Raw genomic sequence first — 11,909 nt, 5'->3', positions numbered from 1 at the left:
TGATCTTTTTTTCACGACGCGTGTGCGAAGGTAGGCCTTTGTTCGCGTCTTTGGGTAAAAACCGGCTCATTTGATGTTCAAACGCCATGACGGCAGTTCTCGGCAGCGCCTGCCGAAGGTTAGAATGCGGCAAACCAGGAAGAGTCAATGACCGAACCTACACTCTCGGAAGCCGAATACGACGCCATTACCGATGCAGCCGCCCATTGGTGCATGCGCTTGCATGCCAGCGACTGCACCGATGCCGAGCGACGGGCCTTCAAGCAATGGCACGATGCCGATCCCCTGCATGCGTTCGAATATGAGGCCATGCTGGAGATCTGGGCAACGGCCGATCACCTGCCCCGCGTCGAGCCGCCCGCCACCCTCGCATCCCCGGCGCCCCGGCCTCGGTCCCGCTGGAGCCGGCTGGCCGTTGCGGCGGCAGTGCTGGCCGTCGGCTTGCCCCTGGCGGCGTTCACGGGTTGGCACCTCGGCTGGGTCGCCAATTCCTATGAACACTTCGAGGCCGGCGCAAGCGTGCGCCATATCACCTTGAGCGACGGCAGCCAGGTGGAGCTCAACCTGGGCAGCGAGCTGATATTTGCCAATTACAAGCATGAGCGTCGGGTGACGCTGGAAAAGGGCGAGGCATTTTTCGATGTCAGCCATGACAAGCAGCACCCCTTTGTCGTCCGCGCAGGCCAGGGCCAGGTGCGCGTGACAGGCACTCGCTTCAATGTCTGGATGTACCAGGATCAGGTGCGGGTCACGCTGGTGGAAGGTTCCGTGTGGGTGACCAGCAACCAGGCGCTCGCCAGCACCGGTTCGCAGCTGACCCCAGGCATGCAGGCCAGCTACAAGGCCGGCGACTACCAGCCGCAGGTGCGTGACATTGGCGCCGATGACAGCTCACTGGCGTGGCGCAACGGCAAGCTGGTGCTGGACAACCTCGCCCTCAGCGAGGCACTGCCGCTGATCAATCGCTATCTCGCCCGCCCGGTCATGTTGGCCGACAACAGCACCGGCTCCCTGCGTATCGGCGGGATCTACAGCCTCAATGAAGTGCAGAACCTGGTGCCTTCCCTGCCCAAGGTCCTGCCGGTCTACCTGACCCAGAACAAGGATGGCAACCCGGTCCTCAACGCCATAGGGCAACGGCCAGCTCCACACTGAATGATTCCCCGGCGGGAGTGAGCCTGCTCGCGAAGAGTTGAGCCCAGCCAACATCAATGTCGCCTGGACTGCCGCTTTCGCGAGCAAGCTCGCTCCCACAGGGGGTCCCGGCCGGCCCCATCTCTCCTGTAGGACTGAGGCCTAGTGCGTTGCCAGCCGGCCTCTTTCATCGCGCTCACGAATGATCACGGCCTGGTAATCCGGGTCGGCCTTGATTTGCTCTTCGGTGAACGGCAACACACTCCATTGCTTCTGCGAAAACGCCCGGGTCTGGTCGGTTGAGTAAGGCGACGCCGGGTCGCTGGACAACGAGAACGCCAACAACCCCTGGGCCTGTGGCCCCTTGTCGTCGAAGGTCACCACTTGCAGGTAGCTGGTGCCGCCGACCACTTCGCGCTTGCCGTTCGCCGCCGGTACGCTCTGGATGGCGTTGTAGATCCCCAGTTCCCCTGGCCCGCCGTGGATCGGCGTCTGCCGGTCACCGCTGCTGGCGACTTGAATGTCTTGCCATTGACGGTCCTTAGACCATTGCGCAGCCTCCACGGCCGCCACCGAGGCCAGCATGGCCTCGCGCACCGCCTTGAGCACCGCCGGTCGCTCGATCGCCAGGCCGCGCGGGGTGTGTTGCGGGTCTTTTGGATCGAACGCGACCCGCCACGATTCAGGCAGCGCCTGCACGCGTTCCATGATGTGCTGGAAGTGCACGAAACCCAGCCCACTGTGCAGGCCCGCCGTGCGATCCCAGGCCTTGAGGCTGGCACAGGCCTCGGCGATTGCCGCGGCGTCTTTGCCGGCCTCGGCGGCGCATGCGCCAAGCAAGTCCGGCACGACCTGGTCAGCCAGGTAGACCCGATCGTCCATGACCATGCGTTGCAGATCTTCCACCTTCACCGCTCCGTCCTTGGCGAGCGAGCCCAGCCGATCCAGGGCAAACCGTGAACGCAAGCCCAGCGGCTGGCCGTGCTGGCTGATCAGCGGCGAATAGCCGGTCAGTGGCTGCGCCGGATTGACCATCCAGGCCGAATCGTTGGAGTTCTGCACGTAGTCGCGTCGCAGCAACTGCGGCAACTGGTCGGCGGCATAGATGCCCTGTTGCGCGGCGTTGGGATCCACATCCCAGGCACATTCACTGCGCGAACCGTCCAGCACGATCAGTTGCAGCCCGGCCCGGGGGTCGCTGCAGCGTGCCAGCTTGGCAGCGTTGACGTTCGGCACCACCGACAGGTTCATGTAGAGGCTCTGCCCCTGGTCGTCCACCGCCAGGGTGTTGACCCAAGGGATACCCTGGATGCGATGCACGGAGCCCTGCAAGTCCTTGAGCGAGACCGCCTGGTTCATGGCGTGCCACTGCTCCAGCACTCGGTCGTTGTCCAGGTTCGCGTCCCGCAGGCTGAAAGCGAAGCGGTTATCCCAGTCGAGCTTGCCTGGCCACTGGACGATTGGCCCGAACTGCGAGCCATAGACTACGCGGGACACCGCTTTGACCTGCCCGTCAGGTTGCTTGACGTCCACCGTGACCGCTTGTTGGCTCATTGGCACCGACTGGCCGTCGATCAGGTAGCGGGTCGGGTCCTTCGGGTCGAGTTGCAGGCGGTACAGAGTGAAATGCTTGGAGGTGTCGACAGTGTGGGTCCAGGCCAGGTGCTGGCTGAACCCGATGTTGATCACTGGCAGACCCGGCAGGGCCGCGCCCATGACATCCAGCTTGCCGGGAATGGTCAGGTGCATCTGGTAGAAGCGCATGCCGCCCACCCAGGGAAAGTGCGGGTTGGCCAGCAACATCCCGCGACCGTTGAACGAACGCTCGCTGCCGATGGCCAGCGCATTGCTGCCGCGCTCCAGGGCGAACCGTTGCTGCCGGGTCGCGGCGTCTGCAAAATCGTTGGCGACAGCGCCATTGAGTGCGCTCGCCTGGGGTGGCTGCGCTCCGGCCAGGGCTTCGGCGAACTGGCCAACGCCGCCTTCCACCAACAGGCGCCGAGTCAGCTTGACCAGGTCCAGCGCCGTGATCGGCCGAACCCATTCGCTGGCGCACTCCACGGGCAGGCCTTTGGCCTTGCGCTCGGCCAGCGCCCGGTTGTAACCCGCCACGTAGCCTTCGATCCGTTGCTGGAGCGGTGGTGTCTGGGCCTGCCAGAAGCCGGACACCGCCTGCGGCGTGTTGAGCCAGTTGAAAAACACATCGCTGACACGGTTTTCCCGCTGCTCCACCGTCAGTTGCTCGGGCCCGAAGTAGCGCGAGCGCTGGCCATTGACCGTGACGATCTCGTTCGCCAACAGGCAGAGATTGTCCTGGGCGTACGCATAGCCGATGCCGTAACCCAGGCCGCGCTCATCCTGGGCACGAATATGCGGCACGCCAAAACGGGTGCGGCGGATCTCGGCGCTGGCCTGCGCCAGGTCGTCTTGCGCCACGACCACGGGGCTAAGCCCCAGGGCTACGCCCATAAAAGCGCCCGCGAGGGCCATCCTCGATAACTGCCCGGACATTCTCACGTTCACTCCAGATGAAGACTTCAGAAAACCAGGACGGCTACCGACGCTCGTGACAACCGGCTGCGGTTCGCCCTGGAACATCCACACACCGCCCGTTCGAACGGAATGTGCCTCCCCTGGAAACGAACCGGATGAAAAAAAATTAATCGCCTGGAGGGCGTTCTATCACGGGGTTTGACGAAGCAAGGGCAAATTTTTCACATACCGCCCTTCATGATTGCCCGCCCTCGTTCGTCCTATTACAGGAGAGTATCCGTGACCTTTTCTGAACAGGCTGGTAAGGAGTTTCTGCATGCGTAACGCGCAACTGCCCATGGAGGGCAAGCCACGACCGACCGGCGTTTCGCTGGCCGTCCCCCACACCGTCTTCGCCAGGCCCGCCGAGCGCGGCGGCAATGAACACATCCGGCGCCTGCTCAAGAGCTTCGGACTGAGGACCAGCCTGATTCGCCTCAAGGTCATCGACGCGCTGCTCAAGGCGGCCGAGGACAATCACGGCCTGGGCGTGCGGGGTGTACACAGCCAGTTGCTGGGGCTGGACATTCCGTTGTCCTTTCTCAGTGTTCGCGAGGTGTTGAAGCGCCTGTGCAGCGAGGGGGTCATCGTCCTCAACCCCGACAAGAGCTACTGCCTGCACCCCAAGGCCATGGCCGTGATCGAGGCCGGTGAGTGACGCCTGGGGTCAGGGCTTGACCTTGCGCCGCATCACACCGTTGATCACCACCACGATGACCGCCACGGCAATGGCGATGTATTGAAACAGCTGCTCGCTGATCATGCCTTTGCCCTGCATCCAGGACAGGCCCAGCATGATCGCCAGGACCACGAGGACGATCAGAATCGAGTACTTCAAGCGTTGTGAATGAGTCATTGCCAATTTCCTGAATGTTGCCGTTCTGTAGCCCGGGGCCTGCCGGGGTGACACCGGATCGAGCGATGACGGGCAGCGCACGGGCGGCCCATGGTACAGGCCAACCCGCCTGTTCGCCTACGGGCGATCACTTGCTGCCAGGGCCCACGACACCGCCGATGCGCGGCATTCAAGCTTGGGCGAGGCGCGCCGATACAAGTTGGTACGTTCATCCCAACTGTTCTTGAAAGACGCCTCCGTGCAAGGAACCACCCCCATGCCCGCATTCCGAACGATTCAGGCTCGCTACACGCTGTTCCTGGTTCTATTCATCCTGGTGCTGTCGATCCTGACGGTCGTGGGCATCAGTTACCTGGTCGCGCCCAAACTGCGCCATACCGAAGAACAGGTGGTCCTCAACCGGATTGGCGAAGTCGCCCAGCAGATCCAGGGCGAATTGAACAAGGTGCAGGCCCAGCAGCGCAGCATCACCCAGACCATTCCACTGCTCGACAGCGACGCCATCGACAAAGTGCTGCCAGGGCTGGTGGACCAGTACGGCGAGCTGAAAGTGTTTGGCGGCGGGATCTGGCCGCTGCCGAACCAGCGCGCCGAGGGGCGCAGCAAGTTCAGTACGTTCTGGCACCGCGATGCCTCCGGCAAGCTGGTGGTCAATACCTTCTGGAACAGTGACGCCGCGCCGAACTACTACGAGCAACCCTGGCACAAGGGCGGTATGGCCACCCCGGCGGGCAAGTGCGCCTGGGCCGCGGCCTACAAGGACGACGCCAGCGCCGAGCCACGCACCAACTGCGCCATGGCCATCCAGAAAAACGGCGTGCCCTATGGCGTGTCGACCATCGACGTGACCCTGGGCTTCTTCAACGAGCTGGTGGCGCGCAAGGAAGCCGACCTGAGCGCCGAGATGCTGATCGTCGAAGGCGACGGCAAAATCATCAGCAACAGTTCGCGCATCAACGGGCCGATCGTCCTGAAGAACATCAGCGAACTGGCCGCCAGCTCGCCCTTCGCCGCCCAGGTCCAGGCCGGCCTGGCCCACCGTGACCAGCCGCTGCAACGGATCGAGTTCGACAACAACGGCGTGGCCAGCACCTTTTTCATGCGCCCCATCGAAGGCTCGCCGTGGTTCCTGGCGACCGCATTGCCGACCCGCCTGATCACCGCTCAGCGCGACGATGTGTTGAACACGCTGAGCCTGCTGCAAATCCCGATGGTGATCCTGCTGGTGCTGATGCAGTTGTACGCGATCCGTCAACTGACCAACCGCATGAAGATCCTCAAGGGCAACATCGACGCCTTGTCCACGGGCGATGCCGACCTGACCCGACGCATCACCATTCGCGCCGAAGATGAACTGGGCGCTATCGGGCATTCGGTCAACGGCTTCATCGCCTACCTGCAGAACATGATTGGCGAAGTCACCCAGGCCACCGGCGCCATGGCCTCCAGCCTTGAGAACCTGCAACGGACCTCGGCCCACACCAGCGAGATCCTGATGCGCCATGCCTCGGAAACCGACCAGACCGTGACCGCCATTACCGAGATGAGCTCCACGGCCGAAAGCGTGGCGCAGAACGCCGCCGAGACCGCCGCGTTCACCCAGCGCGCCAACGAGCACGCCGATCGCTCTCGCGTGGTGGTCGGTGAGGCGTCCAACAGCGTCGTGGCGCTGATCGACGAAGTGTCCAGCGCGACCCGCAAGGTCGAAAGCATGCAGCAGGATGCCCAGCGCATCACCGAGATCCTCGGCGTGATCGGCGCCATTGCCGGGCAGACCAACCTGCTGGCCCTCAACGCCGCCATCGAGGCCGCACGGGCCGGCGAGCAGGGTCGCGGCTTTGCCGTGGTGGCCGACGAGGTCCGCGCCCTCGCCGCCCGTACCCAGGCCAGCACCTCGGAGATCAACGAAATGCTGACTCGGCTGACCCAGGGCGTAAGCTCTTCGGTGCAGGCGATGGAAAACACCCAGGCCAGTTGTCAGTCGGCCGCCGATGCGACTTCCCGAGTTAACTCGGGCCTGGACGAAATGGCCGGTTCCGTCAGCCAGATCAACAGCCTGAGCACCCAGATCGCCACCGCCGCCGAACAGCAAAGCGCGGTGACTGAGGAGATCAACCGCAGCATGGTGCAGATCCGCCACATGGTGGAGGAACTGGTGGAAAGCGGCCTGGCCAGTGAAAACAACACCCGACAACTGCTGGACGCCAACAGCCGGGTGAATGCGATCATGGGTCGATTCAAGGTGCGCTAACGGCTACGGCCATAACCTCCGTGGGAGCCGAGCTTTCGCGATAGCGGTATGTCAGTCGACAATCATGTTGGCTGGCCTGCCGTTATCGCGAGCAAGCTCGGCTCCCACAGGGTATGGCTGACGCCCCCATCCTCAGTCCCACCTGACAATTCTGTCATCTGCGCCTCAGCCCCCTGTCAGCTCTGCCTCGCTACTCTGCTATCCTGCCGCCCAATCGTTCGACATGAGAGCCCCTCCATGGCCAAGCCCCTGCACCTGCTCGCCCTGAGCGCCTTGTTCCTGACCACCCTGGCCCAGGCCGCCGAACCGGTCACCATCGACGTGCACCGCGATGCCAACTGCGGCTGCTGCAAGAAGTGGATTTCGCACCTGCAAGACAACGGTTTCAAGGTCAATGACCATGTCGAAGCCGACATGGCTTCGGTCAAGCAACGCCTGGGCGTGGCGCCCAACCTGCGCTCTTGCCACACCGCCGAGATCAACGGCAAATTCGTCGAGGGTCATGTCCCTGCCGAGCAGGTACTGGCGTTGAGCAAGCGCGATGACTTGCTCGGTGTCGCCGCGCCCGGCATGCCCATGGGTTCGCCCGGCATGGAAATGGACGGCATGAGCGACGCCTACCAAGTGATCGGCCTGAAGAAGGACGGCACGCAAACCGTGGTGGCGGATTACCCTGCCCATTGACGGCGCGCGGTGGAACGTTCGAGCGGTTTGGTTGCCTGTGGTTAATGTCGCCATAATCGGACCGCCCCAGGATCGGCGGCGGTCCCCAAGGAGATTGACCATGTCGCGTTCCACCGCCCGCTGGCTGCCGAGCCTGTTCCTGACTGCCTCGCTGCCCTGGTTCGCCCAGGCCGCCAACCTGTCGCAAGGCCCGGCCTACGGCGCGCAACTGGAAGGCTTCGACTACCCCTACACACTCAAGCACTTCGCCTTCCAGTCCCAGGGCAAAGCCTTGCAGATGGGCTACATGGACGTACCGGCCCAGGGCAAGGTCAATGGCCACACGGTGGTGCTGATGCATGGCAAGAACTTCTGCGCCGCCACCTGGGGCGACTCGATCAAGACCCTCAGCGAGCAAGGCTACCGGGTGATCGCGCCGGACCAGATCGGTTTCTGCACCTCGAGCAAACCCGACCATTACCAGTACAGTTTCCAACAGTTGGCGAGCAACACCCAGGCCCTGCTCAAGACCCTCGGCGTACAGAAAGCCACGGTGCTGGGCCACTCCACCGGCGGCATGCTCGCCACCCGCTATGCCTTGCAGTTTCCCGATCAGGTCGAGCGCCTGGCGCTGGTCAACCCCATTGGCCTGGAGGACTGGAAAGCCCTCGGCGTGCCCTACCGTAGCGTCGACCAGTGGTACCAGCGCGAGCTCAAGCTCAGTGCCGACGGCATCCGCGATTACGAACGCAAGACCTATTACGCAGGGCGCTGGAAGCCTGAGTTCGATCGCTGGGTGGACATGCTCGCCGGCTTGAACAAAGGGCCGGGGCATACGCAAGTGGCGTGGAACTCGGCGCTGATCTACGACATGATCTTCACCCAGCCGGTCTACTACGAGTTCAAGGACCTGCGCGTCCCCACCCTGCTGCTGATCGGCACCGCCGACACCACGGCCATCGGCAGCGACATCGCGCCACCCGCCGTGAAGGCCAGGTTGGGCCGCTATGAGGTACTGGGCAAACAGGTTGCACAGTTGATCCCCCAGTCGACCCTGGTGGAGTTCCCCAACCTGGGGCACGCGCCGCAAATGGAAGAGCCGGAGCGCTTCCACAAGGCCTTGCTCGGCTGGCTGGACAAACCCATTCCCTGACGAGGTGTTCCATGGCGGTGCAAATAGCAGTCATCGACGATTGGCAAGACGTGGCGCGGGACGTGGTCGACTGGTCGCCGTTGGACGCCGTGGGCCACGTGACCTTTGTCCATGACTACCCCGCTGACCGCGACACCCTTGTCGAGCGTTTGCAGTGCTTCGAAGTGATCTGCGTGATGCGCGAGCGCACCACCTTCGATGAAGACCTGTTGCAGCGCCTGCCCCGTCTCAAGCTGTTGCTCACCGGCGGCATGCGCAACGCCGCCCTCGACCTTGAAGCCGCCGCCAGGCTGGGCATCCAGGTGTGTGGCACGCAAAGCTACAAGCACGCCGCGCCCGAACTGACCTGGACGTTGATCATGGCCCTGACCCGGAACCTGGTGCAGGAAGCCAATGCCCTGCGCGCCGGTTTGTGGCAGCAAGGCCTGGGTGGCGACCTGCACGGCAAGACCCTGGGGATCCTCGGCCTGGGCAGCATCGGCACGCGGGTGGCGCAGTTCGGCCAGGTGTTCGGCATGCGGGTGATCGCCTGGAGCCAGAATCTCACGGCCGAACGCGCCGCCGAAGCAGGCGTGACCTATGTGAGCAAGCAAGCGCTGTTCGAGCAGGCCGATATTCTGTCGGTCCACCTGGTGCTCGGCGAACGCAGTCGCGGCCTGGTGGATGCCCAGGCCTTGGGCTGGATGAAACCCTCTGCCTTGCTGGTCAACACCGCCCGCGGGCCGATCGTCGATGAAGCCGCGCTGATCGATGCCCTCCGGCACAAACGCCTGGCCGGCGCCGCCCTCGACGTCTTCGCCCAGGAACCCCTGCCCGCCGACCACCCGTTCCGAACCCTGGACAACGTACTGGCCACCCCGCATGTGGGCTACGTCACGCAACAGAACTACCAGCTTTTCTATTCCCTGATGATCGAAGACCTCCTGGCCTGGGCCGCCGGCCAACCCATCCGCCTACTGACCGCCCCCCCCTGAACCCGCCCTCCCACAATTGAATGGGGCATGTCCATAAAACCCACGCCTGGGCAAGGATCCCTGTGGGAGCGGGCTTGCCCGCGAAGACGCCATCCCAGTCAACATCACCGCCCCAGACAGACCGCTTTCGCGGGCAAGCCCGCCCACAATTCAATCGGGCATGTTCACAAAACCCGCGCCTGGCAAAGCCCTCTGTGGGAGCGGGCTTGCCCGCGAAGACGCCGTCCCAGCCAACATCACCGCCCCAGCCTGTCGTTCACCAGTAGTTTTTCGACAGCGCACGAGCCATCAAAAAGCTTCCATCGCTCACGCCCCTTAATGGTGCGCGACGCCATCCCATCGCGCGCCGCTATAAAACACGGCATGCCCTGTACACGGTTTTGATTTCAGAAACATGCACTTCGTCGGCGCGTCTTTCGCGCTGTCGTGTAAGACATTGCCGACAAAAAACGTGATTGTCGGACAATTCGACGAAGCGCACCGCAGCGCTCTAGCTTCTGACCTAGACTCGCGAACCGGGGGTAATACCGACCGGTCATCCAGACGAAAAAAAGTCGAAACTTTTCGCAACGGCTACAGGTCAGGGTAATGGAAGGGTAACAGCGGCTGGTGCAGTCCTTGCAACGGCCCTCCCACCTGATTCGCTTCGCCGCATTGGGCAGCGCTTTGCTTACCTTGCGTAGCGCTTGTGCGCCTGGCCGCAGGATTCGGCCAATGTAACAACAGCTCTGGCGCATGCCGGAAACAGATCGAGAAAACAGGAGAGATTTATGATCAGTGCTGCCTTGGAACCACAACAGGTCCGTTCTCAATTACCGCCGGCGGCCGATTCGCCGACGGCTCCGGTGCTCGCCACCGGCGGCAAGGCACTGCTCCCCGTCGTTCGCCACAACCCCAATCGCAAGAAGGTCTTGTTCGTCACGTCGGAAATCGCCGACCTGGTGAAAACCGGCGGGTTGGGCGACGTGTCTTCGGCGCTGCCCCGGGCCATGGCTGGCCTGCATGATGTGCGGGTACTGATTCCCGGCTATCCGCAGGTGATGAACAGCGGCAATCCGATCCACATCATCGGCGAACTGGGCGGCCACGCCGCGCTGCCGCCGTGCAAGATCGGCCGCATGGACATGGCCGACGGCTTGGTGATCTACGTCCTGATTTGCCCCGAGCTGTATGCCCGCGAAGGCTCGCCCTATGGCGCCAACAACGGTCGCGACTGGCCGGACAACCACATTCGCTTCGCCCGCCTGGGCCTGGCGGCCGCCGACATCGCCGCCAACCTCGCCCAGATCCACTGGTGCCCCGACCTGGTCCATGCCCACGATTGGCCGGCTGGACTGGCGCCGGCCTACATGCACTGGCGCGGCCAACGGACCCCCACCCTGTTCACCATTCACAACCTGGCCTACCAGGGCGTGGTGAGCCTGGCGTGCTGCCCGGAGCTGGGCATTCCCGAACACGCCTTGCAACAGGAAGGCATGGAGTTCTACGGCAAGCTGTCGTTCCTCAAGGCGGGCATGGCCTACTCCAGCCACATCACCACCGTCAGCGCCACCTATGCCCAGGAAATCACCACCCCCACCTTCGGTTGCGGGCTCGATGGCTTCCTGGCGGCCAAGACCCAGCAGGGCCTGCTCAGCGGCATCCCCAACGGCATTGACGAAAGCTGGGACGCGGCGACCGACTCGCACCTGTTCCGCCAGTTCGCCATCGGCGACTGGGAAGGCAAGGCCGTCAACGCCGCCCATGTACGCGAGCTGTTCGGCCTGGACGATTGCACCGGGCCGCTGTTCGCCGTGGTCTCGCGCCTGGTGTACCAGAAAGGCCTGGACCTGACCGAGGCGGTCGCCGAGTTTATCGTCGAGTCGGGCGGCCAGATCGCGATCATCGGCCGTGGCGAGCCGGAGGAAGAACAAGCCATGCGCGAACTGGCGCTGCGTTTCCCCGGCCGGATCGGCGTGCGCATCGGCTTCAACGAAACCGATGCGCGGCGGATGTTCGCCGGCAGCGACTTTTTGCTGATGCCGTCGCGCTACGAGCCTTGCGGCCTGAGCCAGATGTACGCGCAGCGCTTCGGCTCGCTGCCGGTGGCACGCAACACCGGCGGGCTGGCGGACACCATCGAGGACGGCGTCACCGGTTTCCTGTTCGACGAGTCCACCGTCGACAGCTACAAGGAGGCCCTGAGCCGGGCCTTCAAGGTCTTCGAATTCCCTGATCTGCTCAATGCCATGCGTTGCCGGGCCATGTCGGCACCTTTCAACTGGAGCAAGGCGGTGGAGCCCTACGCCGAACTCTACGAACAGCTGGTGGCTAAATCACTGGGCAAATCGGCCAGACAATGAGGTA

9 protein-coding genes are annotated in these 11,909 nt (G+C 63.4%); 7 read left to right on the top strand and 2 right to left on the bottom strand.

Annotated elements, in window-relative coordinates:
* The first annotated feature begins 147 nt into the window (after positions 1–147).
* Positions 148–1,155 carry a FecR family protein gene (locus tag V5F23_RS12995; RefSeq protein WP_338498663.1) on the top strand — a complete coding sequence of 336 codons (1,008 nt, stop codon included), beginning with the start codon at positions 148–150 and terminating at the stop codon, positions 1,153–1,155.
* Between the two features lie 141 nt (positions 1,156–1,296).
* On the opposite strand, the gene V5F23_RS12990 is transcribed toward V5F23_RS12995, so the two are convergent.
* Positions 1,297–3,645, bottom strand: coding sequence for an acylase (locus tag V5F23_RS12990; protein ID WP_338498660.1), 2,349 nt, complete (start codon positions 3,643–3,645; stop codon positions 1,297–1,299).
* Between the two features lie 298 nt (positions 3,646–3,943).
* Here V5F23_RS12990 and V5F23_RS12985 point away from each other — a divergent pair, with 298 nt between their 5' ends.
* Complete coding sequence (locus tag V5F23_RS12985; protein WP_042731963.1) at positions 3,944–4,324, top strand: fe2+ zn2+ uptake regulation protein; 381 nt, start codon at positions 3,944–3,946, stop codon at positions 4,322–4,324.
* 9 nt (positions 4,325–4,333) lie between these two features.
* Here the strand turns inward: V5F23_RS12985 and V5F23_RS12980 are convergent, their stop codons facing one another.
* Complete coding sequence (locus V5F23_RS12980; protein ID WP_042731964.1) at positions 4,334–4,522, bottom strand: hypothetical protein; 189 nt, start codon at positions 4,520–4,522, stop codon at positions 4,334–4,336.
* 256 nt (positions 4,523–4,778) lie between these two features.
* On the opposite strand from V5F23_RS12980, the gene V5F23_RS12975 reads away from it, so the two are divergent.
* The 5 genes from V5F23_RS12975 (at position 4,779) to glgA (ending at position 11,905) form a co-directional block, all read left to right on the top strand.
* Positions 4,779–6,773: a methyl-accepting chemotaxis protein gene (locus V5F23_RS12975; protein WP_047738169.1), complete on the top strand. Its 1,995-nt coding sequence runs from the start codon at positions 4,779–4,781 to the stop codon at positions 6,771–6,773.
* 237 nt (positions 6,774–7,010) lie between these two features.
* A complete protein-coding gene (locus V5F23_RS12970; RefSeq protein ID WP_042731966.1) occupies positions 7,011–7,457 on the top strand; it encodes a DUF411 domain-containing protein in 447 nt (148 codons plus the stop codon).
* Positions 7,458–7,557: 100 nt separating this feature from the next.
* Positions 7,558–8,589, top strand: coding sequence for an alpha/beta hydrolase (locus V5F23_RS12965; protein WP_042731967.1), 1,032 nt, complete (start codon positions 7,558–7,560; stop codon positions 8,587–8,589).
* Between the two features lie 11 nt (positions 8,590–8,600).
* Complete coding sequence (locus tag V5F23_RS12960) at positions 8,601–9,563, top strand: D-2-hydroxyacid dehydrogenase family protein (protein ID WP_338498656.1); 963 nt, start codon at positions 8,601–8,603, stop codon at positions 9,561–9,563.
* 770 nt (positions 9,564–10,333) lie between these two features.
* Positions 10,334–11,905 carry a glycogen synthase GlgA gene (glgA, locus tag V5F23_RS12955; RefSeq protein ID WP_042730662.1) on the top strand — a complete coding sequence of 524 codons (1,572 nt, stop codon included), beginning with the start codon at positions 10,334–10,336 and terminating at the stop codon, positions 11,903–11,905.
* Positions 11,906–11,909: the final 4 nt, after the last annotated feature.

The organism is Pseudomonas sp. WP18, from assembly GCF_036689585.1.
Taxonomy (GTDB): Bacteria; Pseudomonadota; Gammaproteobacteria; order Pseudomonadales; family Pseudomonadaceae; genus Aquipseudomonas; species Aquipseudomonas chlororaphis_E.
Note: the sequence above shows the minus strand (reverse complement) of the source record. Positions and strands in the feature narration are given on the sequence as shown.